The organism is Breznakibacter xylanolyticus, assembly GCF_003254275.1.
Taxonomy (GTDB): domain Bacteria; phylum Bacteroidota; class Bacteroidia; order Bacteroidales; family Marinilabiliaceae; genus Breznakibacter; species Breznakibacter xylanolyticus.
The window spans coordinates 37,799-63,337 of sequence record NZ_QKZK01000013.1 but is presented as its reverse complement, the minus strand read 5'-3'; the positions used below and the strand labels follow the sequence as shown (position 1 = coordinate 63,337).

General features: G+C 50.2%; 14 protein-coding genes. 5 read left to right on the top strand and 9 right to left on the bottom strand.

All coding sequences use genetic code 11. The features are described 5' to 3' along the window. Window positions 1-157 precede the first annotated feature (157 nt). The gene (locus LX69_RS09335) at window positions 158-853 is read left to right on the top strand and encodes a tetratricopeptide repeat protein (RefSeq protein WP_111445757.1); all 696 of its coding nucleotides are present in this window, start codon (window positions 158-160) and stop codon (window positions 851-853) included. Between the two features lie 81 nt (window positions 854-934). Next, window positions 935-1,429, top strand: a complete 495-nt coding sequence (ribH, locus tag LX69_RS09330) for a 6,7-dimethyl-8-ribityllumazine synthase (protein ID WP_111445801.1) — start codon at window positions 935-937, stop codon at window positions 1,427-1,429. A gap of 85 nt (window positions 1,430-1,514) precedes the next feature. Here ribH and LX69_RS09325 read toward each other — a convergent pair whose 3' ends face one another. Further along, window positions 1,515-3,722 carry a PAS domain-containing sensor histidine kinase gene (locus tag LX69_RS09325; RefSeq protein ID WP_111445756.1) on the bottom strand — a complete coding sequence of 736 codons (2,208 nt, stop codon included), beginning with the start codon at window positions 3,720-3,722 and terminating at the stop codon, window positions 1,515-1,517. Between the two features lie 54 nt (window positions 3,723-3,776). Further along, a complete protein-coding gene (yaaA, locus tag LX69_RS09320; RefSeq protein ID WP_146260700.1) occupies window positions 3,777-4,544 on the bottom strand; it encodes a peroxide stress protein YaaA in 768 nt (255 codons plus the stop codon). Window positions 4,545-4,741: 197 nt separating this feature from the next. Between yaaA and LX69_RS09315 the strand changes: the two genes are divergently transcribed. Further along, window positions 4,742-6,823 carry a beta-galactosidase gene (locus LX69_RS09315; protein WP_111445800.1) on the top strand — a complete coding sequence of 694 codons (2,082 nt, stop codon included), beginning with the start codon at window positions 4,742-4,744 and terminating at the stop codon, window positions 6,821-6,823. Window positions 6,824-6,894: 71 nt separating this feature from the next. Here LX69_RS09315 and LX69_RS09310 read toward each other — a convergent pair whose 3' ends face one another. Further along, on the bottom strand, window positions 6,895-8,097 hold the full coding sequence (locus LX69_RS09310; protein ID WP_111445754.1) for a glycoside hydrolase family 27 protein: 1,203 nt from the start codon (window positions 8,095-8,097) through the stop codon (window positions 6,895-6,897). Between the two features lie 178 nt (window positions 8,098-8,275). Continuing rightward, complete coding sequence (locus LX69_RS09305; RefSeq protein WP_111445753.1) at window positions 8,276-10,252, bottom strand: glycoside hydrolase family 97 protein; 1,977 nt, start codon at window positions 10,250-10,252, stop codon at window positions 8,276-8,278. A 348-nt stretch (window positions 10,253-10,600) separates the two neighbouring features. Here LX69_RS09305 and LX69_RS09300 point away from each other — a divergent pair, with 348 nt between their 5' ends. Beyond that, window positions 10,601-11,272, top strand: coding sequence for an OmpA family protein (locus tag LX69_RS09300; RefSeq protein ID WP_111445752.1), 672 nt, complete (start codon window positions 10,601-10,603; stop codon window positions 11,270-11,272). A 151-nt stretch (window positions 11,273-11,423) separates the two neighbouring features. Continuing rightward, entirely contained in the window at window positions 11,424-12,053 is a 630-nt protein-coding gene (locus tag LX69_RS09295; RefSeq protein ID WP_111445751.1) for a porin family protein, read from the top strand. Between the two features lie 57 nt (window positions 12,054-12,110). Here the strand turns inward: LX69_RS09295 and LX69_RS09290 are convergent, their stop codons facing one another. From LX69_RS09290 to LX69_RS09270, 5 genes are all read right to left on the bottom strand, one after another. After that, window positions 12,111-14,264: a glycoside hydrolase family 3 C-terminal domain-containing protein gene (locus LX69_RS09290; RefSeq protein WP_185741711.1), complete on the bottom strand. Its 2,154-nt coding sequence runs from the start codon at window positions 14,262-14,264 to the stop codon at window positions 12,111-12,113. A gap of 143 nt (window positions 14,265-14,407) precedes the next feature. Continuing rightward, window positions 14,408-16,786: a glycoside hydrolase family 31 protein gene (locus LX69_RS09285; protein ID WP_245934988.1), complete on the bottom strand. Its 2,379-nt coding sequence runs from the start codon at window positions 16,784-16,786 to the stop codon at window positions 14,408-14,410. Between the two features lie 317 nt (window positions 16,787-17,103). After that, complete coding sequence (locus LX69_RS09280) at window positions 17,104-19,302, bottom strand: glycoside hydrolase family 3 C-terminal domain-containing protein (RefSeq protein WP_111445749.1); 2,199 nt, start codon at window positions 19,300-19,302, stop codon at window positions 17,104-17,106. A gap of 602 nt (window positions 19,303-19,904) precedes the next feature. Continuing rightward, window positions 19,905-22,772 (bottom strand): beta-galactosidase GalA, encoded by a 2,868-nt coding sequence (gene galA, locus LX69_RS09275; protein WP_111445748.1) that lies wholly within the window; start codon window positions 22,770-22,772, stop codon window positions 19,905-19,907. A 245-nt stretch (window positions 22,773-23,017) separates the two neighbouring features. Continuing rightward, window positions 23,018-25,429 carry a glycoside hydrolase family 95 protein gene (locus LX69_RS09270; RefSeq protein ID WP_245934987.1) on the bottom strand — a complete coding sequence of 804 codons (2,412 nt, stop codon included), beginning with the start codon at window positions 25,427-25,429 and terminating at the stop codon, window positions 23,018-23,020. Window positions 25,430-25,539: the final 110 nt, after the last annotated feature.

Sequence of the window (25,539 nt, the reverse complement as noted above, 5' to 3'; positions counted from 1 at the left end):
ACGGTTTGGCACAAAAATAGTCATTCGCCACCGATGCACGACACCACAAAGCGAGGTTTTATCCCCAAAAACCAAACGCACCATTTTTTAACAATGTATTTTGATTTAATCCGAAAAAGGTTACATTTGCGCATCCATATCTTAAAAAAACAAGAAAATGTCGAATACGAATACCACCAACGCAGAAGATAACTTGGCTCAAGTAGAGAGCGCTTTGACCAAAACAGAACATTTTATTGAAAACAACCAAAAACTGATTATCGGAATCGTTTTGGGCTTATTAGTCTTGGTTGGCGGATACTGGGGCATCAAAAAACTCATTATTCAACCCCGCAACCTCACAGCACAAACCAAATTATTTGAAGCACAACGCTATTTTGAGCAAGATAGTTTCAAACTGGCGCTGAACATCGACAAAGATGTAAACGCTTATGGCTTTTTGGATTTGATTGAAGAATATGGTTCAACCAAAGCCGGCAACCTGGCTCAGTGTTATGCCGGATTGAGCTACCTGAAACTGGGTGAATACGAAAACGCCATTAAGCACCTGAAAGCATTCTCGGCCGATGATGAATTTTTGAAATACATTGCCAAAGGCGCCATGGGTGATGCTTACTACGAACTGGGGCAAAAAGACAAAGCCTTGGACGCCTACAAAGATGCTGCAGAAGGCAACAACGAACTCACAGCACCTTCCTACCTGATGAAAATCGGTTACCTGCAGGAAGAAAACGGGAAATTCGACAAAGCCGTTGAAGCATACACCACCATCAAAGAGAAATACAAAAACTCGATGGAAGCTCGCTCAATTGACAAATACATCACCCGTGCCGAACTCAAATTGAATAAATAATCGAACAGATATCTTCAAAAAAGGTTGTCGGATATTGCATCCGACAACCTTTTTTGTATTCACACCATAGAATTAAACAACATGGCAACAAGCTTAAAAAACCTTTCAGATTACGATCCGGCCAAAGTTCCATCGGCCGAAGATATGCGCATCGCCGTTGTGGTGTCGGAGTGGAACGAACAAATCACCAACGCCCTGGCACAAGGAGCCGTAGACACACTCATACGCCACGGCATAAAAGAAGAAAACATATTACTGAAATATGTACCCGGCAGCTTTGAACTCACCGCCGGCGGCCGCATGATTGCCGACCACTGTCCGGATATTGATGCCGTGATCTGCCTGGGATGTGTCATCAAAGGCGACACCCCCCATTTCGACTACGTGTGCCAGGGTGTCACGCAAGGCATCACCGAGTTGAACCTGCAATACGACATTCCCTTCATTTTTGGAGTGCTCACCACCGACAACCTGCAGCAGTCATTGGATCGTGCAGGTGGCATCCATGGCAACAAAGGCGATGAAGCGGCCATCACGGCCATTAAAATGGTGCAATTCAACATGGACTTGCAATAACACAACAAGTAGCGACATCCACACAAAAGCACGAATAGGAATTCACCTGTTCGTGCTTTTTTTAATTTCACTTAAAAAGAATACACTAAGCCACCGGCAATTCAATCAAGAAGGTGGTTCCCTTCCCTACTTCGCTAACCACCGACAGGTTACCGCCATTTTTTTCGACCATCTCCTTGGAGAGCGACAATCCCAGTCCGGTTCCTTTTTCATTGGCGGTTCCGGTGGTCGACAAAAAGGCAGAAATATCGAACAAGACGCCCAATTTCTCAGGGCGTATGCCAATGCCGTTGTCACACACCGCAATCGCCACACGACCATCGGTATTGGCCGATTGAGCACGACATTCAACCGTTCCGTGGGTATTGGTAAACTTGATGCCGTTGTGAATGAGGTTTCGCAACACAAACTTAAGCATATCAGTATCGGCCATCACACAAAGGTCGTCGGGCAATGCGTTAACCAGTTGAATCGACTTGTTTTGAGCTAAAATGGTATAATAATGAAAAATCTCATCGACCATGGCACGGGGCGAATTGCTCACCACCTTCATAGAGAGTTTGCCCAATTGTGAGCGCCCCCATGTGAGCAAGTCTTCGAGCAGTTTGTAAGTATTTTCGCCGGCCTCGAGAATCTTTTCGATGAAAACACGAATTTCGTCTTTCGAAAAATCATCTAACTGGGCATGAAGCAGAGACGCAAATCCCAAAATGGCGTTGAAGGGATTTTTAATGTCGTGAGCGATGATGGAAAAAAGTTTATCCTTGGTGGCGTTAAGTGCTTTAAGTTTCTTCTCGTCCTCAATCAGGCGCATTTCAAACTGTTTTTTCAGGTCGATATCGGCCACCAGGGCAACCACTTCGCGGATTTCACCGCCGGCATCGCGCACGGGCGACAAATAAAGCGAGCCCCAAAACACCGTCCCGTCCTTGCGCACATATTCGCGCTCGGCAGTGAAACTATCGCGCTCGTGGTTGAGCATATCGGTAAAACGTCGGCGAATGCCATTTTCGTCGTCAACCAAAGTAATGTGAGGGTTTTGCATGCGATAAAATTCTTCTTCGGCATACAAAAACATCTCGACCATGCGCGAGTTCACAAACACAATTTCGTTTCGCACATTCACCACCATGACACCAATCAGACTGTTATTGACGATTGAATTGAGCATGTTGCGATTTTCGGCCAACGCCTGTTCAGCCATCTTGAAATCGGTAAAATCGACGCCAACGGCCTGGTAATCGAAAATCTTACCTTCGGCATCAAACAAAGCGCGCACCACCCATTTGAGCCACCTCACCTGATTGTTGACCGGCATCTGCACCTCAAAATCGACCGTGGTTACATGCCCCTTAATATGAGAGAGTTTTTTTTGAATAATACGAACAGAAGCCTCATCAAAAAATGAATAAAACGACTGTCCGATGATATCATCCAGCTTTCGGTTAATGAGTGAAAACTTATTAACGTATGTAATATTGGCCTGATTATCGAACCGACAAATCAATGCCGGAGTATCTTCAACCAACGATGAATAACGTTCTTCGCTCTCCTGCAAGGCAGCAATGGTGCGTTTGTAGTCGGTCACATCATAAAAGAGGGCACAAAACCGGCCATTAGGCAACGGAAACGTCCTAAACGACAAATGCTTAGCCAATTCGGGCACATACACCTCCAGAGCTTGTTTTTCAGAAGTAATGGAGTCGAGCTGCACGAAATAGTTGGCAAACGAAGGCATTAGGACTCTAAAACGCATGCCGGTCAGTCCCAGACGGTTAAAAATAACGCCGGCCACCGGATTGGCCTTCAGCACAATGATGTCGTCCACCTGTCCGTTGACCATTAAGGGCTGGGCAATGGTGATGGCCACCGGGGAGTTGGCCACCAGCTCATTGAGCAGGAATTGTTCTTCCTGAATCTGCTGCTCCAAAATGCGTTTGGTGGTAATATTATCACTAACCGCAATAAAGCCGGTCAACTGCCTGCGCTGGTTGTGAATGGGCGAAATTTTGGTATGTTCCCACACTTCGCGTTTATCGCGGGTGTGGTTTAAAAAATCACCCTCCCAAGTTTCACCATTGGTAATGGTATCCCACAAATCGCGGTAAAAATCTTTGGTATGATGTCCACTTTTAAGGATAGATGTTTTCGCCCCCACCACTTCATCACGCCGATAACCATAAGTGGTTTCAAAAGCTTTGTTCACGTATGTAATCACGCCATCGAGGGAGGTCATCACCACAATATTATCGGTTGAATCGAGGGCAAACAACAGTTCGTTGTGAGAAATCATGAACAAATGGTTGGTTAAAAAATGGCGAAAAGGAACGGTTTTAAAGATACGATTTTATCTGAGGAAAACCCAACGATGTTGCGAAGAATGGTGCTGGCTAAAAGAATACCCCTCGCTGTCGAATGCCTTCAGATGCTCCACGCATTGAATATTGTGAACCACCATAAAACGGGCCATCAAGCCTCTTGCCCGCTTGGCATAAACGGTGATATTTTTGAGCGAACCATTGACCTCTTGCTTGAACTCAATGTCAATCACGGGAAAAGGCAGTTTTTTTTGATCAATGACTTTGGCATATTCGGCCGAAGCCAAATTCACCAATGCCTTATCACCCGACGATGCTTCTACGGCATCGACAATGGCCTTCGTCACCCGTTCCCGCCATAAAGGATAAAGGGCACGATGGCCATCGAAATCAATTTTCGTTCCCATTTCCAGCCGGTATGCCTGAATGCCATCAAGAGGCGACAACACGCCATACAAACCGGAAAGAATGCGCAATGCTTTGTCGGCTTTCGTAAGCTGCGCTGTGGTCAACGAACGGGCATCGAGCCCACGATACACCTCCCCGTTAAAGGCCGTTACGGCAGGTCGCAAGGCATCGGCTGCGGGTTGTTGGAGCCAATGCGCCCATCGCCCGTAATTAAGATCAGCAATAGAGCGATTCACATGGTATAAATCAACCAGTTGCTCAATCGAGTAGTTTTTGAGATGACCGGCCAAGCGATTGGCTTGCTCTGAAAACAGGGGGACAGACAACGGCAGCTCGACAAATGAGGGGGTGAAATCAATATTTTTTGCAGGAGAGAGAATGGCAATCATGATAATGGTCTTATCGCGGTGTGACAATTTTGAAGCATCAAAGTTCGTATTTGTGCGTCAATAACCATGACACCATTTGTAAAAAAAAGGCATTCCGGTTTCAAAAACACAATTCATCTACCAATTAACAACAAATGGCACTCCGACAAGGGGTGCCGATGATTATTTTTGTTGAAGACATACTAAAAAACTGCTTCATGAATCGAATCGTACTCCTTTTGGCCACCTTGTTATGGGGCAATCTCCTGATAGCCCAAAACAACAACACTTTTTTCCCAAAAAAGGATTTAATGACCATTGGCGTTTATTATTATCCCGAACATTGGAATGAATCGCAATGGGAGCGCGACATTCAAAATATTGCCGACATGGGTTTCGAGTTCATTCACCTGGGCGAATTCGCATGGATAGACATGGAGCCCGAAGAAGGACATTTTCAGTTCGAGTGGCTCGACCGGGTCATCGACCTGGCTCAGAAGCATCAGTTAAAGGTGATTCTTTGCACACCTTCCATCACCCCCCCGGTGTGGCTGGGTGAAAAACATCCGGAAATCTACCTAATGAATGCCAACTACATTCGGCAGGAACACGGTACACGAGCCATGAACTCACTCACGAACGACATTTACCGCCAATACTGCGCCACCATCGTCACCCAACTGGCACAACGCTATGGGCAGCACAAAGCCGTTATCGGCTGGCAAATAGACAACGAACCCGAGGCCAAGCACGACTTCAGCCCATCGGCGCAGGCCGCTTTTAGAACTTGGCTTGAAAAACAATATGGCACCATCGACAAACTCAACGCGGCCTGGGGCACGGCATTTTGGAGCCAGCGCTACAGCCGCTTCGACCAGGTGAAGATTCCCAATGCCCAAATGGTGGGCTGGTGGGGAACCAACCCGCACGCGCTGCTCGACTTTCAGCGCTTCTCGGCCGATGTGCAGGGCGAATTCCTCGACATTCAGGCCGAAATTTTACGGGGTCACATTGCCCCTACTCAGTTTGTCACAACCAATTATCTTGGCACAGGTACGGGCGCCGACCCACGGCGGGCTTCCAAGCTTGACCTTGCAGCATTCACGGCCTATCCCAATTATGGCAGCACCAACTTGGGGGAACAAGGCTTTCGAATGGGAGACCCGCTCACACTCTCGTTTGCCAACGACTATTATCGCTCGGTGAAAGGCATCACCGGGGTGATGGAACTGCAACCCGGTCAGGTGAACTGGGCCAACATCAACGCCCAACTGCTTCCGGGCACCACCCGTATGTGGCTTTACCATTGCTTTGGTGCGGGGGCTTCGTTTGCGTGCACCTACCGCTATCGACAAATCAATTACAGCGCCGAGCAGTACCACTCGGGCATAGTGAAAACCGATGGCATCACACCATCGCTGGGCGGGCGGGAATTTGAACAAGCCATAAAGGAGATGAAAACGTTGCGCAAACTGGCGCGCACCAACACACCGCTCCCCAAGCAGCTGCAAGCCCGAAAAACAGCCATGCTTTGGAACAACGACAACATTTGGAGCATGCAACGCCAAAGCCAGTCGGTGCAATGGAATGCCATGTCTCACTTCCAAAAATATCACGAGATGGCCAAATCGCTGGGCGCCCCCACAGACATCGTCTCAGAAAACGACGACTGGTCGGCTTACCGAGTCATGATTGCCCCAGCCTATGAGCTACTGGACACAATGTTGGTGGAAAAATGGAGACATTATGTGCACAATGGCGGTCATTTGGTTCTCACCCCACGTACCGGCGTTAAGAACCGCCATGGACACATTTGGGAAAGCGACTGGGCGGCTCCCATCTACCCGCTCATCAATGCCAAGATTGATTTTTTTGATCAGATGCACCCCTCGGGCAAAGGAGAAATAAACATGGCAAACCGTTCATATACATGGAACAACTGGGCCGACGTGCTCACCCCAAACCATCCACAATCGGTTGTGGCATCATACAGCAACCAGTTTTATGCCGACAAAGCAGCCGTGGTGACGCACACCATCGGCAAAGGCACCATAACCTACATTGGCGTGGACACAGACGATAATCAACTGGAACGTGAAGTGGTTAAGCAAGTGTACCAAAGGGCAGGTGCCACCACCGAGGAATATCCGGCAGGCGTTTACGTACAATGGCGCGACGGGCTTTGGACGGCCGTGAACTACAGCTCCGAAACACAGCTCATAGACATTCCCCAAAATGCGAAAATTGTGATCGGAGAAAGCAACCTTGCTCCGGCGGGAGTAGTGGTGTGGATGGAGTAAAAAACTTTAGCCTATAAAAAAAGCACGGAATCTTCATCCCGTGCTTTTTTTATTGACATCATTCAACGTCATTATTTCGAAAGCTTCACCATCAACACATCGTGCGAGGGAATGGTGGCCTTGAGCGTTTTTTGGGTATTGCCGAGTGATTTCTTGGTCCAAACATCTTTGATGTTGTATTGCTGAGAGGCACCGTTGAGTTCACGCTTGGCAAACTCATCCTTCACCACTTTGGTTTTCCAGTCGTAGGAAATGGTTTTGGGTTCAGCGCTACGATTGAGAAAGCAAATCGCCCACTCGCCATTGCTTAGCGGTTTTACCCAAGTTTCGAGGCCATCAACAGCATCTACTTTCAGTCCTTGAACACCAATGGGATCCTGATTAATGGCAATGGCATCAGCATTGGTGAGAATCGAGAGCGTTTCGGCATTCATATTGCGCAAATCGTTACCGGCAATGAGAGGCGCAGCGAGCATACACCACATCGAGAAGTGGGCACGCGCTTCGTTCAGCGACAAGCCACCGTTACCGACCTCCAACATGTCGGGATCGTTCCAATGCCCCGGGCCGGCATACTCACGCAATCCGTCCTGCATGTCGAGAATGCGCATCACGCCCCAGTTCGACCAGGTACCGTGATTCTTTTCACAGTCGAAACAGTCGTAAATATCGCCGGTGGTACGCCACAAGTGGCCGATTTCCTTGCCCCAATTCCAGGGCTTATTGTCACCCCACTCACACAAACTAAACACAATGGGACGTCCGGCCTCTTTGAGTTTTTGACTCATCAAACGATACGACTCCACAGCATTTTGCCCGTCGGTTTTGCACCAATCGAACTTCAGGTAATCCACGCCCCATTGGGCGTACATATAAGCATCCTGAAACTCGTGGCCGCGGCTTCCAGGACGTCCGCCACAGGTTTCGGTGCCGGCACATGAATAAATGCCAAATTTCAATCCCTTGCTGTGCACATAATCAGCCAGCGCCTTGATGCCCGACGGGAATCTCACCGGATCAGCCACAATAAAGCCCATGCTATCGCGTCCCACCTGCCAACAATCGTCAATCACCACGTACTCATACCCGGCAGCCTTCATTCCGCTGGCAGCCATGGCATCGGCGGTTTCCATAATCAGTTGCTCACTCACGTCGCAAGCGAACTTGTTCCAGCTGTTCCACCCCATGGGCGGAGTCATGGCCAGATTTTCGAACTTTTGTGCCGAAGCCCCCATCACGCAGAGGGTCATGGCAAGAAGAATGGTTTTTTTCATGTATGTGTTTTAAGCCCCTCCCAACCTCCCCCAAAGAGAGGCGAAAGAGAAAAATGAGATATATAAATTAGCAGAATGAATTAACGATAATCCACATCAAAATCAATGATTTAAATAATGACAACACCCACCATGCAAAGCATCAAAGCACAAAGAGAACTTGCAACGATGCATCGCCTTATTTTTTAATCACCGCCACCCAACCGCCGCCGGGTGCCATTTGAATGTCGAGTTTTTGAGACCTGCTGACCGTGATGACTTCGCGCTTGTAGTCACTCCCTTCACGGTCGGCATTGATGCCATCGCGAAACACCTCAGCCTTAAATTCACCATCGCCCAAAAACGAAAGGTCGAGGGTCATGGTTCGGGCATCCCAGTTGGTCAAAGCCCCCACATACCAGGTATCGCCTTTGCGCCGGGCAATGACCACCGATTCGCCCACGTTGCCGCCAAGAGCCACCGTCTCATCAAACACAGTGGGGATGGAGGCCATCAGAGCCACGCTTTCCGGTTCTTTTTTATATACCGAAGGATTGTCGCACAGCATCGACAAAGGAGACTCGTACACCACATACATGGCCAATTGATGGCAACGCGTTCCCTGACTCATGGGCGTGGAGTGAATGGGACGGAAATTGCCCTTATTGGCATTGCGCATGGCACCGGGCGTGTAGTCCATAGGGCCGGCCAGCATGCGGATGTATGGGATGGAAACATCGTAAAACGGATAATCGTCGTTGTACCACTTTTGATTTTCGAGGCCTTTCACGCCCTCATTAGTCATGCAATTGGGCCAGGTTCGCTGCAAACCGGTAGGTTTGTATGCCCCATGAAAGTCGAGCATCAATTTGTATTTGGCTGCCAGTTCGGCCGAACGATAATAAAAGTTAACCACCTGCTGATCGTCACGATCCATAAAGTCAATTTTAAAACCTTTGACGCCCATCTGCGAATAGGTGCGGAACACGTTTTCCATATCCTGATCGAGCGGCAGCCATCCTGCCCACAGAATGATGCCCACGCCTTTTTGTTGGGCATGAGCCAAAATGGCTTTCAGATCAATTGACGGAACAATGTTCATCAGGTTATCGCTATAGGCCCACCCTTCGTCCATAATCACGTACTCGATGCCACTCTGTGCCGCAAAGTCGATGTAATAGTTGTAAGTTTCGGTGTTGACGCCTGCACGAAAATCGACGCCCGAGATGTTCCAATCATTCCACCAATCCCAGGCCACCTTACCGGGCTTAATCCACGACACGTCGGCAATGCGCGAAGGAGCAGCCAACAAATACACCAGATCATTATTGAGCAACTCGGCATCATTTTCACTAATGGCCACCACGCGCCAGGGATAAGTGCGCGTCCCCTTGGTTTTGGCGATATAGCTACCTCGTTTATTGACCAAGAGTTGCAGATTATTATAGCCCCCCCGCTCCTGTTCAACAGGTACAGTGGCATATTCGCCATTAAAACCATCTTTGTTATTATTGATGGTCAAAAACATACCGGGATAATCCTCCAGGTCAGCTTCGGTAATGACTGCTTTTTGCCCCAGCCCCAAATCAACCAGCATGGGGGTGATGATGAGGCTGTCGGGCTTCACATCCGACAACGGAATGTGATGATAAAGGCTCTCGAACGAAGTGGCATATCTGTCGAACTTGGTGTCGATGTATGGCACAAAAGCTTTTTGATGCGTAGGAAACACAAAAGAAGCCTGTTCATTGAGCACCGTCACGGGTTTTTTGAACGAGGTTACAAAACGATATGCCACGCCGGTATTGAAAGCCCGAAACTCAATGGCATAGTTACCGGCAAACCGAACGGTCATTTGGTTGTACAAATTATCGACCGTACTTTTCTTATAGACGGGTGATACAATTTTCTCATTCATCGAAAACCGTTCCACCCCTTTGATGACAGCATCTTTACCCAAAATGCCTTCTTTTTCGAGCGATAAAGCCAAGGGAGCCTTCGCCATGATGATGCGATTTTGAAGGCTCATCTGCCAGGTCACATCAGGAGCCACATCCACCATCACCGACAAACGGCCGTCGGGCGATGTGAGCTCCAATGGCTGAGGCGATTTCGCACTCAGGGACACGCAGCCAACCACTGCCATCCACAAACAAACGAATAGTCTCTTTTTCATACTTATCAATTAAAGCCCATGCATCCCCCAAAGGTGTCATTGGACATTTAGTTACTTAATTCACGGACGAGTTGCCCACCAAAAGCAGCACAATACCCACCAGTTGTCAATACAAAATTATCACTTTCTCCACCCAATCATTGCGCTTTTTTTGACATTCTTACATGCTATTTTAATTTTCGCAACAGTTTTAACACAATAATAAAGCGAACAATCCATTAAAAAAGTAAAATCAGCATTTCAAAAGAACATTCAAGCACGAAAATTGTTAATTTCGATTTGGTTTATAATTCATCCTCATTGATTTTTAAAGCTTACCAAGATAAATCAATAAAAAACAGAACATTCATGAAAACAAGAAGAATTCTATTGAGCGCAGCTGTTGCCACAGGCATGCTGTTGGCCGGATGTCAATCAATGACCAGAACACAAAAAGGAGCGATCATCGGCACAGGAGCCGGCGCAGCGGCAGGTGCCATCATTGGCCGTGCAGCGGGTAACACAGCCATGGGCGCCGTTATTGGAGGTGCTGTAGGAGGTGCCACAGGTGCCATTATTGGCAAAAAAATGGACAAACAGGCAGCCGAAATGCAAAAGCAAATCCCCAATGCCACAGTTGAGCGCGTGGGCGAAGGCATTGTCATTGAGCTGAGCGACAAAATATTGTTTGCCACCAACAGTTCCGACCTATCGGCACAAGCCAAACAAAACCTCGACAAGATGATTACGGTATTCAACAACTATCCCGACACCAACATTGAGATACAGGGACATACCGACAGCACCGGTTCGGACAACTACAACCAAACCCTGTCGGAGAAACGTGCCAATGCCGTATCGAGTTACCTACGCTCAAAAGGGATTTCATCATCGCGTCTCACCACGGTGGGTTATGGCGAAACAGCGCCCAAATACAGCAACGACACCGCCGATGGCCGCAGCCAAAACCGCCGCGTGGAGTTCCTGGTGTCGGCCAACGAAAAAATGAAAGCCGATGCAGCCAAAGAGGCCGGAAAATGAAAGAAAGTGACAGAGGAGCTGAGTGCCTAAGGAACAAACTTTGAGGAAAAATGACCTCATTCGTTATCTCGCAGTACAGCATTCAACACCTCTGATAACGACAATAACGCATACCAAACCATCAATAAAAATCACTAAAAACAATAAAAGAATGAAGAAACTGATTTTTACTGCAGCGGTTGCCATGATGGCTTTCGCGGCTCAAGCTCAAACCTCGTTTGGAGTAACCGGGGGAATTAACTTTCAAAACCTGAATGGAGAAGAAGCGGGTGAAGACACAGACAACAAACTCAAAACTGGCTTTCTACTGGGCGTTAACGCTGAAATCGCAGTTGCCGATGATTTCTATTTCCAACCAGGATTGCAATTTGCCGTTAAAGGGGCAAAAGGGGACAATGACACAAAAATAAACCTCAACTATCTTGAAGTCCCCTTAAACTTCCTCTACAAACCTCTGTTTGGGGATGGTCATTTAATTCTAGGCTTTGGCCCTTACCTGGCCTATGGAATCGGAGGCAAGGTTAAAAATGACAGCGGTGAAATGGATATCGAGTTCAAAAGTGATGTAAAAGAGAGCGACGACGACAACAAAATGTATGTTGCACCCTTCGATGCAGGAGCTAACATCTTTTTCGGATACGAATTCAGCAACAGACTATCATTTCAACTAAACACACAATTGGGCTTCATTAACATCGTACCTAAGTATGATGGAGAGAAACCCAAAGACACCTCCATGAAAAACACCGGCTTTGGCTTCTCGGTCGGCTATCGTTTTTAATCGTCCATAAGACATATCAAATACACAGCCCCTCCAACAACCGGAGGGGCTGTTTTGTTATCGGGCAGTCAACCATCGGGTCAGCTTCACATCATCGGACGAAGCACCAAGAGTCAGGGATATCTTACCGGACTCAAGAACGAAAGCTTGTCGGGACACATCCCAAACCATCAACTCAAAGGCTGAAAGAGGGATGCGCACCTGGCGCGATTCACCCTGCGCCAGGCTCACGCGGGCAAACCCCACCAACTTCTTCACGGGGCGATCGACCTTCGAGTCGGGAAAGGTAGCATACAGCTGCACCACCTCATCACCGCTCATGGAGCCGGTATTGGTAAGCCGCAGCGACACTTCAACAGAATCACCAGCAGCAATTAGACGCTGCGAAAATGCCATGTCCGACCATTTAAACTTGGTATAACTCAACCCATAGCCAAACGGGAACAAGGGTTTATGACGAACGTACTGATAAGTGCGTCCCTTGCGAATGTCATAATCCATCATTTCGGGCAAATGGTCAATGGAAGCCGGCCAGGTTTGTGTGAGTTTGCCCCCTGGAGAGACGTCGCCCCAGAGCACATCGGCCAGGGCATTGCCCAACTCCTGACTGCTGTGCGTGAGATGTACTATGGCAGGGACGTTTTGCACCGTCCAGTTGATGGCATAAGGAAAACTGCTGATGAGCACCACCACAGTATTGGGATTGACCTCCAACACTTGTCGGATGAGCTGCTCCTGCTCCAGGGTGAGCGACTTGCGGTCGACAGCTTCTTTACCGTCACTGGGCAACGGACACTCTTTCCAGCCGCCATTGCCGGTGGGGTTGTTGCCAACACAAACAATGGCCACCTCGGATGCCCGAGCCAAATCAACCGCCCGGTTGTAATCGTTATCACGAGCCAGTGCCACTTTCCCCGGTAATCGGGAGGCCATGCCCGCATAAGGGGTCACGGTGTAAGGGGGCGTCCCGCTGTACCAGTCGAGCATCACCGTATCGGCCAGCAAGCCAATCATGGCCACGGATTTCACTTTACCCTGCTGAAGAGGCAGCAGTCCTTTATCGTTCTTAAGCAGCACCACCGACTGACGGGTTACCTCACGAGCCAACTCACGATGCGCAGGCAAAGTCCATGGATCAATGGAGTCCTTCACCCCAATGGATGCATAGGGAACCATGCGGGGATCATCAAGCAGCCCCAGACGGATCATGACCCGATAATTGCCACGCAACACCGCATCGATGTCATCGACAAACAACAGGCCATTGGCCAAAGCGCCATACACTCCCTCGCGGTAATCGTCGAGAAATTGATTGATGCCTGCTTTCACACAAGCAGCAGCGGCACTATTGAGGTCACTAAAAGCATGGTGCGAGTTTATCAACATGCGATAAGCCCCGCCATCAGTGCAAATGATGCCATTGACGCCCCACTCGCGCATGGTGATGTCGCGCAACATGGGATGCACCGTGGCCGGCGTGCCATTGATGGCGTTATAAGCAGCCATATAGCAGTTGGCACCGCCATGGGTGATGGCCTTATAAAAGGGCATGGCATAATATTCGCGCCACAACCGCTCATCAAAATCCGACGAAGAGCTATCGCGGCGATCCTCGTTACTATTGGCCAAAAAATGCTTGAGTAACGAAGCCGTGATCCAGTATCGCGGGTCGTTGCCCTGCAATCCCTTACTGAAAGCGGCAGCCAAGGTTCCGGTCAGGAACGGGTCTTCGCCATAGCACTCCTCGGTGCGCCCCCAACGAGGATCACGCCCAAGATCGGCATTGGGAGCCCGCACCACCAAGGCACCCTGACGATACTTGGGACTTTGAAACAAGTAACGCGCCTCGTAAGCCTGCAAGGCCGCAATCTTCTCAATCAAGGCCGGATTCCAGGTTGCCCCCAATCCATAAGCCTGAGGGAACTGAGTGGTGGTCACTGGCGCTTCCTTACGCCCCCATCCTGCCGGGCCACCCATGGCCACGCCGTGCAGTCCCTCGATGTGTCCGCAACCCTTCACCCCCAATCGAGGCACCGAAGGGTTGGTACTCAGAGCCGACACCTTTTCGTCGAGCGTCATCAACGACAACAAGTTGTTGATACGTTCTTCAACAGGTAAATCGCGATTTTGAAAGGGATAAACATGCTGAGCCGACACTGTCAACACCAAACAATAACCCAACATCACAAATGAAGCCTTTATCCATTGCATGATTCATAAAACATTAAAGGTGAAAAAAAACCGGGCACAACCCTAATCATTGTGCCCGGTCAAACAAAAACAAACCCTACAAAAAAACTCTTGAAAAAACTGAATATTAATTCAAAGCGCTATCAAAAAAAATGAAAACAACCTTACTTTTTCACGACCGAAAACTCAACAGACCCGCCAAACGGATTGTTGGACACCGATTTGAAATCGGGAGCAACCGACACACGTTTGAGGACATTGTCCATGGGCAGACAAACCAACGCATCCGAAGGTTTTGCAGAAGCGGCATAAACCATGAGCTGCAATTTGGTCCAGTCCATGTCGCGGGTATTTTGCGCCAGCTTGATGTGAGGAATCACAGCCCCGTCACGCACCAGCATTACCACCGGAATCTCTCCGGCTGCGATATGATGCCAACCGCCATCGTACACTTTCCCGGTTTGGTAATCGATCCATTTGCCTTTGGGCAGATAAACATCGCGAGAGGTAGATCCCTGGTCGAACAAAGGTGCCACCAATATGTCGCTGCCAAAAAGGTACTCGTTATCGATGAGCCATGCGCCGGGATCGTCGGGGAATTCCACAAAAAGGGCACGCATCATGGGCAAACCCTTTTCACTGCTTTCCTTGGCCTGGGCATAGATATAAGGCATGAGCTTGTATTTCAATTCCACCGACTTGCGGAATTTATCGGTAAAAGCCTTGCCATATTCCCAAGGCTCTTTGGGCGGCATGCCATGGCAACGGCTGTGCGACGTGAGCATCCCAAAAGGCATCCAACGGAGATAGAGTTCTTCAGGCGTCTTCAGCACAAAGCCGCCAATGTCGTGGCTCCAGAAGGAAAAGCCACTCAACCCGAGAGACAGACCACCCCGTAACTGAGCCTGCATGGCATTATCGGTATTGGCCGCATCGCCACCCCAGTGCAGAGGGTAACGTTGACTGCCGGCCCAGGCACTACGCGCCCACATGATGTTTTCGTTGTTGGTTTTTTTGGTGATTTCGGCCACCGCCTTATTGTATCGCAAGGGGAAAAGATTGTGCTCGTAAAAACCTGTGCGACCATTGTGGTAAATGCCATTGGCCGGGGCAGCCTCGCCAAAGTCGACCTTAATGGCACTCACGCCCATCTCGAGCAGTCCGGCAATTTTTTGCTGATACCACTCAACCATTGCCGGATTGGAGAAATCGAGCACCGCATCTTCGTAAGGGATGCCGCCACGGGCATCTTTCACGTACAGACCTTTGGAAACAATCTCATCAAACAACGTATTTTTGGGTACAAAATAAGGCAACTGCCACAAGCATACATGAAGACCCTGCTTTTTCAAGTCCTCCATCATCTTACGGGCATCCTTGAAACGTGATGATGAAAACTGGTAGTCGCAACGCCAATCGGTCTCAAACCAGCCGGTGTCGAAATGGATGACATCCGACGGAATTTTATTCTCACGCAGTTTGTCGGCCACATTGCGCCCATCGGCCTCGGAGAAATAAGTGATGCGGCTCATCCACAAGCCAAACGACCAGAGCGGAGGCATAGATGCCTTGCCGGTAAGGTTGGTGTACTGATCGAGAATATCTTTGGGAGAACCTAAGAAGATGAACATATCGAGCTGATCATCACCAATCATCAACTGTGAAGCCTCGGTGTAATATTTGCCAAAATCGCAGGTAATGGGCGACGAGGTGTGCATGAACACGCCGTATCCCTTACTGCTCATATAAAAAGGAATGGGCTTGTACATGGTTTCGTTTTCGATGCCGTTGGCATCATCGGTCCAGAGCACCACCTTTTGCCCGCGTTTATCGAGACGGGTAAAAGATTCGCCACAACCAAAAATCTTTTCGTCGGGCGAGAGAGTGAAACAGGCATTGAAGCTGCGCGAGTAATCCGACGCACGGCGAACATACGAGAAGGGCAATACAGGCGTGTAAGTCGATTCCTTCACGTCATCAAAATGCACGGTGGAGGTCAACAGTTTGCCTTTGCCATCGTAAATGGCCACGTGAAACGGATAAGTGTTGATGACCACCTTGCCATGGGCATTGCTATACTCATGGCCTATGGCAGTTTGGGTATATTTCCAGGCGCTGCGTAGCGAAGGGGCTTTGCCATCAACCAACATCAACGAGGCTTCACGCTCTGAGGCATTGAAACCCGATGCCGCCTTGATGCGAACCGTCTTCTCGGACACAAAATCAATCTCGATGGGCAATGAGGGCGACACGGCATATTCGCCCGTGGGGAACTCGTTGGGAAGCACGGGACGCAACACTCCCAGCATGTTATTAAATGCCATGCGAGTGGAATACTCATGACGACGATACACCAAAGCCCCCTTGCCCGTTGACGGGTCGAAACCGGCCAAACTGTCGGCCAGATAATAGGTATTGGTGAAATTGTAAAAATCACGGCTGATGTCAACCGGCTCATTCTGGAGCCCCATCTGTTGAATCTGAGCGTTCAGAGCACCCGGCAAACACATCATGCCAAAGAGACCGCCCAGGGCTGTCCGCATGAGACATTTTTTAACATTCGACTTCTTCATCATATCTAAATATCAGAACCCGCGCAAAAAACACCGGGTGTTGTAAAAAAGAATTAACAGGTGTAAAAATAGTGTGTCACACTTACACTCAGCAGTCCTTTTTGTCGCTAAAAAGGGTGTAAAATGTATTTACACATCACACACGCCACCTTGGCATTCAAACAGATAACAAAACCAACCCCAATAAAAAACCTCCGGATTTACCTCCGGAGGTTCTATCAAACATCGAAACATTTTACCATTATAAAGGAAGTAATGAGACATCCTTTCATGCTGAGTGGAAAGAACTACTTCACCACCAACGCCACATTTTTACGAATATCGCGAGAGGAACTGCCAACCGAGAATGTATAATTACCAGGCTCCACCAACCAGGCACGCGAAGCTTCATCGTAGTAAGCCAAATCAGCAACAGGCAGAGAGAGCTCAACACGCTTACTTTCGCCGGGTTGAAGAAATACTTTCTCAAAAGCCTTAAGCTCCTTAGCAGCACGTTCCACTTTTGAGGTTTCGATGCCGGCGTAGAGCTGCACCACCTCGGCACCTGCACGTGAACCGGTGTTGGTAAGCGTCAGAGCCACTTGCACCACATCACTGCTTTTGGCCGACGATTGGTTCACAACCACATCGCCATACTCAAAAGTGGTATATGAAAGACCATGCCCGAAACAAAACTGGGGATCAACCTGCTTGGTGTCGAACCAGCGATATCCCACCAAAATATCCTCGAGGTATTCCACCTTCACGTCGTCGCCGGGGAAAGCATTGAGAGCATGCACACCCATATCGGCCAGTTTGGCAGGGAAGGTAAAGGGCAGCTTACCCGACGGATTCACAGTGCCAATAATGACATCGGCCAGCGCATTACCGGCCTCCGAACCATTGAACCACGCCCACAGAATGGTGGGTGCCACGGCATCCAAATCGCCCAACTCGTAGGCCGCACCGCCAATAAGCACCACAATGGTGCGTGGGTTGACGGCCATCACGGCCTTAATCAAATCCATTTGCGCAAAAGGCAAACGGATGTCCTTGCGATCGACCGACTCAGATTCCACACTTCGGTTCGACCCGGCAAAAATCACCGCCACATCGCTGTTTTTGGCCTTCTCGACCGCTTCGGCGATGAGCTTGGGATTGGGCGTGTAGTCGATGTCGCGACCATAGCCGTGACCATCGTTGGCGCCCTTGAGGTAAGTATCTTCGTAACCACGGGCGTAACGCAACTCCACGCGGTCGCTAATGCGATTGACCAAACCTTGCAGCGGCGACACCTCATAACGGGCTTTCACGCCGGCACCAAAACCGCCCTGTGCATGCACGCGCGCGGCATTGTCGCCAATCACAGCCATGCTTTTAATGGTGGATGCATCTACCGGCAAGAGGTTGACCTGGTTTTTCATCAACACAATGGCTTCGGCCGCCACATCGTACACAATTTTGGAATGCCCGGGTGTGTTAATGGCACCTGCAGGGCGATTTTTAGATGTCGTTTGCAAATTGAACATCACCCGAAGGATGCGACGCACTTTTTCGTCGATGAATTTCACGTCCACCTGGCCGGCATTCACCGCATCCACCAAGGGCTGAGCCATGAAAAAGGAATCGAAGGGAGCTACCGTCCCCATCTCGATGTCCAAACCATTTTTGGCAGCCTTGACGGTGTTGTGCACGGCGGCCCAGTCGGATATCACGATGCCTTTAAATCCCCATTCGTTACGCAGCACCTGGTTGAGCATGTAGTCGTTTTCGCAAAGGAACTCTCCCCTGAAACGGTTGTATGCCCCCATCACCGAAAACGCCTGTCCCTGCTGCACAGTGGCTTTAAAGGCCGGCAGGTAAATCTCGCGAATGGCGCGTTCGCTGGCCTGAACGTCAATAGATCCGCGGTTGGTTTCCTGGTTGTTGATGGCATAATGCTTCACGCAGGCGGCCACATTTTGCTCCTGCACCCCAATGACGTAAGGTGTGGCCATTTGTGCAATCAAATAAGGATCTTCGCTAAAATACTCGTAGTTGCGACCACACAAAGGAGTCCGCATAATGTTGATGGCCGGCGCCAGCAGGATGTCCTTTTTGCGGGCGCGGGCTTCGGCAGCAATGGCCTGCCCGTATTGATGCGCCAATTTCACGTTCCAGGTCGCCCCCAGTGCTGTGCCGGCGGGAAAGAAGGTGGCCGAGTCGTTGGTCCACCCGATGGGGTTCCACGAGTCTCGCTCAATCTCTTCGCGAATGCCCAACGGGCCATCGGCATATTGCAGTTCGGGAATGCCCAGGCGCTCAATACCGCCCGACCAAAACATGCCACTGCCATGCAACAGCTTCACTTTTTCGTCGAGCGTGAGCACGCCCACAATGCTGTCGATTTTGGCATCGTATTGATTGGAGATGGCCACCACCCCGGGCGCATCCGTTTGGGGCTGCACCTGGCAAGCCGCCATGATGGCCGCACATCCGGCCACGAGAAGTAGATTGTTTGTTTTCATCTGTTTATGAAAGTATTAAGACATGAGTAGAATTAAACGCTGAGGCGCAAAGGCGCTAAGTTAATCTGTAACATTTTGCGTTTATATAAGAAAGCAGATAACTCAAAAGAGTTAAATAGTAGTATCAAGACACAAGACTATGAATTTCATCAATCATTCGAATCAAGGATTGATGTACAACCGTGAAACGACTATTTGAGTTATCGGATTTCAATGTCATTTAATCAAGATAAAAAGATACCAGATAAATAAACCGATGATGAGAAGTAAACAGATGTTTAGATCCGTACTGTTCGTCTCTTCGGTCTAATCTGCCTGTCTTTTGTCTAGTCATCTTCTTATCTCTTCGACACATCGGACTCACTTAACGACATTGGATCTGATTTGACAAAATGCAAAGCATGAGAAATGAACTACCTCTGCGTTTATTCTCTTCGTTTACAAAAAGCCCGAGAGCTTTTCCTCAAAAGGCGGCGGGCTTTTACCCAATTCACCGCGGTGAATTTTAAATTCACCGCGGTGAATTTAAAATCGACCGCGGTGAATTTACCATCTCCCCGTCAGCTCTTCATATAAAGCACCGCACAAAAGAACGGAAGGGGTTACAGACTGGGGCGAACCTTAGCCGGAAGAGACTTTATCACCAGCGAACCACTTTTAAGCCCTTTCGATGTTGCTGTCAGCACAATATCGCCGGGTTGCCGGGTGCTTTGAATGATGATTTGCGCCAGTCCGTTAAAGGTTTTGCGTTGCCACTGAGCAGGGGGCAGCACCACCTGCACGTCGCCGGGATGCACATTCACATTGTCCCAGGCATGCTTCTTCACAAAGGGTTCGGCCACAATGGCCACCACGTTGTTCCCTGGCTTGAGCCAATCAGCGCTCAGGGCAAACTCGTGACGTGCCACATCGTCGCTCAAACCATCAGCCAGCAGACGACCATTGACATACACCTTTTGGTGGCGGCCAATGCTGCGAAACATCCAGTTGATTTGTCCTTTGAGTTCGGTTTCTGCAACCTGTATTGTGCCTCGATACACGGTGGTTTGGGGCACACTGCCGGGAGCCAACCCGCCACCGGGGAAAGCATCGTGCCATGTGGCATCATCAAAAGCAGGCTGCACGGCGGCATTCACATCGAGCGACTGAGCGGCATATTCCTTCCAGCCGGAAGTAGACAACACCTTGACGGACTCGACAAAACGGTCGGCCTCGTGCGAAGTGGGATCGCCGTTGCCCACGCCAATGATTCGACCGGGACCGGTAATCTCGAACATCACCTCGTGGTTGGCATCGGGCACCACAGCGCCCTTTTTATCGACCACCTGCACGGTCACCACCGAAATATCTTCACGATCGGCCTTCACGCTGGCGCGGTCGGGCACCAGAGCCACGGCAGCCGGGGTTCCGGTGGTGCTCACCAGTTTGTTCATAAAACGCTTGCCGTTTTTGTAGCCAATGGCCTCAACGGTACCGGGAGCATAAGGCACCTTCCACGACAGATGGCCGTTGCGCTGCATGGTTTGACGTCCGAGGCTTTTTTTATTGACGATGAGTTCTACCTCATCCATGTTGCTATACACCCACACATCTATTTCCTGACCTTCGCGTCCCGGCCAGTTCCAGTGTGGCAAGATGTGCAGCACCGGCTCGTTGCCCCACCACGAACGGAGATAATAAACGTTGTCCTTGGGGAATCCGCACTGATCGAGCATCCCAAAATAGGAACCCACCGAGGGGAAACTGTAGGGCGTCGACTCGCCACGATAGTCAAACCCGGTCCAGATGAACATGCCGGCCAGGTAATCGCGCTCGGCATAATGTTTCCATCCTTGCTGAATGCTCACAAACCCGTTGGTGGGTCGGTCGTAGGCCGAGAGATATTGTTTTTCGGGGTCATCAAAGTAGATGCCACGAGTGGTATTGGTCGAACCTTCTTCGGTGCCCATGGATGGTTGCCAGGGGTGGTTGGCATGATGCACATCGGTATTGCCATGACGCAGGTAATTGAACCCCATCACATCAATGGCAGTGCCGATGCCGGTTTCCCAAGCACCGCTCACGGCGGCATTGACATAACGGGTCGAGTCGATGGTTTTGACAAAGGCCTGCATCACCCGCACAATATCGGCACCGCGCTCGTAGGTTTCGATGGCCCACTCTTCGTTGCCAATGCTCCAGGCAATGATACTGGGGTGGTTGCGGTCGCGCACAATCAGTCGTTCGCACTGATGCAGGTCGTGATCGGTGATGCCCATCAGGCGGTTCTCGTCGATGACCAGCATGCCCAAACGGTCGCACACATCGAGCAGCTCGGGCGTGGGCGGGTTGTGCGAACAGCGATAAGCATTGCTGCCCATGACCTTGAGCTGACGAATGCGATACTCCTGCAACCCATCGGGCATGGCCACCCCCACGCCGGCATGATCCTGATGGTTGTTGGTGCCCTTCAGTTTCACATGCTCGCCATTGAGGAAAAATCCTTTATTGGCATCGAAACGAATGGTGCGGATGCCGAAATTGGTATGATATTCATCCACCACCTTGCCATCGCGGGTAAGGGTGGTGTGCAATTGATACAGATGTGGGTCGTTGAGCGACCACAGACGGGCATTGGGCACTGCAAACTCAGTAACAAACTCATCTTTCCCAAACGACTTGAGCGACTTGCCACGTTCCAAAGCTTCGGCAACAGTGGCACCCAGGGCATCCACCACCCGATGATGCACATCAAAGGAAACGGCGGAGAGGTGTTTGTTCATCACCTTCACCCGTGCGGTCACCTTTGCATTATTGCCATCGACCTGAGAAGTGACAAAAGTGCCGTACTGAGGCACGTGCAGCGGGTCGGTTTTGGTCAGCCACACATGGCGATAAATGCCGGCACCCTCGTAGTACCAGCCCTCTTCGGTGGTGACATCGGCACGCACGGCAATGACGTTGCTGCCGCCATAATTGAGATATTCACTCACATCGAACGAAAAGCTGTTGTAACCACTGGGCTCGTTGCCACAATAAAAACCATTGACCCACACCCTGGCATCGCGGCTCACACCATCAAACTCCAAAAAGATGCGTTTGCCCTTATCGGCCGCCGGCATGGTAAACGTCTTGCGATACCACCCCACGCTGGTTTCGGGAAAACCGGGTCCCACCGCTTTGTAGCCATGACTGTGACTGGCGCGCCCCTCAAAAGGCGCTTCAACCGCCCAGTCGTGGGGCACGTCGAGCGAGCGCCAGGTGCGATCATCGAACCCGGCTGCTGCGGCACCATCGCCATAACCGGCCTTGGCCATGTAGGAGAAATAACTGGTTCCTGTATTAAAATCGCGGGACTTATCGAATGGATGGCCAAAGGCAAACTTCCATCCAAAGTCCATCAACAAACGCTCCCGAGCGGAAGCAGTCATCAGCATCCCGATGCAAAACAGCAGAATAAGGGTGCTTGTGGTTCGTTTGTGTAAAGTCATAATTAATGGTGTTATGATATTAGTCAAATTACCAAGTCATTTATTGATTTGAACAGATAAGGCACAGATCACTGCTGGCGCGGATTTGCAATCCGTGCCTTCAAATTAATTTATTTGAACAAATAAGGCACAGATCACATATCTGCGCCAGCAAAGGATAATATCAGTATCATGTTTCATTTTTAAAATAAGTGCAGCGTTTACAAATGAGCTATTTGAAAGATTCACACATCCGCACAATCCATTCAATACTTCACCACCACTTTCAGGGTTTTTCCGGCCAACAAACCCAGCGACAGAAGACGATCGGAACGCCGGCGCACGGTTTTGGCGTCAGTGGTGAATGCCGTCATGGCACGAGGCAGTTCCACGGTCACCGTTTGGTCGACGGGAGATGTCAGGGTCACTTCGAGCCCGGCTGGCGTCCACGCCAAGCGATTCATCACCACCTGTCCGCGCAGCGCCATGCCATCAACGGCACCCTGCTTCCAATCGGCGGGCAGAGCAGGCAATAGCTTCACCTTACCGGGTTCGGAATAAGCCAGGGCACGAAGAATCACCGCCGGAAAGCCGCCGCTCATGTCCATATTGAACAGGTTACCCGAATTGTGATAGGTGGCCAACGATGGTGCCCAATAATATTTCGACATCCATTGGATGATTTCGCCGGTAATTTGAGCATCGCCCAGATTGGCGGCCACCATGCCCATCTGAGCCAGACCAAATACCATCTCGCCGCCATTCTCGCGCCGACGGTGAACCATGCGCTTCTCCACGGCCACGCGTGCGGCTTCCATCAACGAGGGACTGGCCACGAAATCGGGGTCGATGCGCTCGTACAAGGCGTAAAGGTGCGACACATGGCGGTGGTGATAATTGTCCTGCATGTGGGCAGGCAGCCACTCGGCCAGGGCACCTTCATCATTAATACGATAATTGGGCATGGCCGCCAGCATGTCGTTCCACTTCTTTAGTTGTGCCTTGCTCTCCCCCACCACTTTGCCGGCTTCAATGCAATTGCGCAATAGCTCTTTGGCAATCATCACATCCATGGTGGCATTGATGCACGCTTGCGAAGGATCATTGGCGGGATTGTTTTCGGGTGAATAAGAGGGCGAAAAGGCCCACTTGCCGTCGTTGCCCTTAAACAGAAAGTCTTCGTAAAACCAGGCACTCTCCTTCATAAAGGGATAGATGTGCCCAGCCAAATATTGTTTGTCGCCTGTGTAGAGATAATGATCGTAGAGAATGCCGGCCGTCCATCCGGCGCCGCCCGTCCAAAAGGAGAGACACCACACATCGCTAAAGTGGATGTTCCATCCGTGCGAACTGGAGTGCGCAGGAACATAGATGCCCCGGGCATTGTAAAGTTTACGGGCATTGTCGCGATAATGGGGCATCATGCGCTCGTGATAAGCCATGTAGGCCTTCAGCAGGTCGGGCGTGTTGCTGCTAAGCAGGTGCGACACGGCCACTTCCACATTGCCATCGTGGGTAAATCCCGACGACCAGGGAGGCGTCCAGGTACCACTCCAGATGCCTTGCAACGTGGGCGGGTTGGTGCCCACCGACGAAAGGATGTTGTAACGAGCCGCATCAAACTGCTTTTCGATGATGGCCGGCGACACCTGTTGGCGCGCCCTGAGCACCAGCGCTTCAGACTGCAAAGCACCATCGGCGCCACCTCCCAGGTCGAGCTTCACGCGCGAAAACAAATCGCCGTGCACCTGCACATGCGAGGTCAGCAATTGCTGATAAGAAGATGACTTGCGATCGACACGCTCTTTCAACACCGGCAGCAACGACTTATGGTAGTGATAATTGGGCTCAATGGCCATGGTGAGCAACACCTCATCGGCATTGGCGATCACCATTTGCGACCCATCAACAGTAACTGAGCCTCCCACGGCCTTTACCCGGGCAACGCCTTCAAATCCTTGCGGGTTGCCCTCCCATTGATGCACAAATTCGGTACGATAACTCAGGTATTTTTCATCGGCTTCTGCAGCCACGCTCTTGATGGCATTGTTGATGTAATTCCACTGATCCCAGTTGACCTGATGACGCGCCAGAGAAAGCGAAGCATTGATTTTTCCGGTAGAACGGATGTGCAACACCACCACGCTGTCGGGGCGCGACACAAACAGGCAGCGCTGAAACAACTGCCCGTTCTGTTCCCATTCGACCTTGGCCTCGCCGGTGGCAAAATCGACCATCCGCCGATAGTTAGAGATGTTACCCGCTGCCATCGACACCTTCAGGTTCGCGAATGGCACCAACGGGTCAATCCAGTGCTGTTCACCAAACCCCTCAAGCATGCTCTGCTCAACAGGAATACGTGCAGCCTCCTGATTTTTGCCATCGGCAAGCAATTGGCGTATCTCATCGAGGCGCGAAGCCTGATCAAGTGCCTGTTTGGGGATGCGATTGGGCAAAAAACATTGGGCGTGATTGAGAATGATGGTTTCGTCGTGCGGCTTGCCAAATACCATGGCGCCCATGGTTCCGTTGCCGCTCAGCAGGGCATCTTCCCACACCGGAGCGGGCATCCAGCTGGAGAACCCACACCGGGGCGTATCAAAGGGGACTACCTGAGCCATCGACGACAAAGCAGCGGTCATCATCCATGCCAAAAGGAAAGATTTGAATCTCATCATGACAAATGATTGCATCCAACGGACAACCTCATAAAAAAGGCGCACGCCGTTGGCCATGCGCCTTCTCTCAAATGTATAGAAATAAAGCTTTTAAAAAATCAACTATCCCA

Coding starts and splice junctions, on each gene's coding strand:
- LX69_RS09335 (WP_111445757.1), top strand. CDS start 158: ATGTCGAATACGAATACCACCAACGCAGAAGATAACTTGGCTCAAGTA.
- ribH (WP_111445801.1), top strand. CDS start 935: ATGGCAACAAGCTTAAAAAACCTTTCAGATTACGATCCGGCCAAAGTT.
- LX69_RS09325 (WP_111445756.1), bottom strand. CDS start 3,722: ATGATTTCTCACAACGAACTGTTGTTTGCCCTCGATTCAACCGATAAT.
- yaaA (WP_146260700.1), bottom strand. CDS start 4,544: ATGATTGCCATTCTCTCTCCTGCAAAAAATATTGATTTCACCCCCTCA.
- LX69_RS09315 (WP_111445800.1), top strand. CDS start 4,742: ATGAATCGAATCGTACTCCTTTTGGCCACCTTGTTATGGGGCAATCTC.
- LX69_RS09310 (WP_111445754.1), bottom strand. CDS start 8,097: ATGAAAAAAACCATTCTTCTTGCCATGACCCTCTGCGTGATGGGGGCT.
- LX69_RS09305 (WP_111445753.1), bottom strand. CDS start 10,252: ATGAAAAAGAGACTATTCGTTTGTTTGTGGATGGCAGTGGTTGGCTGC.
- LX69_RS09300 (WP_111445752.1), top strand. CDS start 10,601: ATGAAAACAAGAAGAATTCTATTGAGCGCAGCTGTTGCCACAGGCATG.
- LX69_RS09295 (WP_111445751.1), top strand. CDS start 11,424: ATGAAGAAACTGATTTTTACTGCAGCGGTTGCCATGATGGCTTTCGCG.
- LX69_RS09290 (WP_185741711.1), bottom strand. CDS start 14,264: ATGCAATGGATAAAGGCTTCATTTGTGATGTTGGGTTATTGTTTGGTG.
- LX69_RS09285 (WP_245934988.1), bottom strand. CDS start 16,786: ATGCGGACAGCCCTGGGCGGTCTCTTTGGCATGATGTGTTTGCCGGGT.
- LX69_RS09280 (WP_111445749.1), bottom strand. CDS start 19,302: ATGAAAACAAACAATCTACTTCTCGTGGCCGGATGTGCGGCCATCATG.
- galA (WP_111445748.1), bottom strand. CDS start 22,772: ATGACTTTACACAAACGAACCACAAGCACCCTTATTCTGCTGTTTTGC.
- LX69_RS09270 (WP_245934987.1), bottom strand. CDS start 25,429: ATGATGAGATTCAAATCTTTCCTTTTGGCATGGATGATGACCGCTGCT.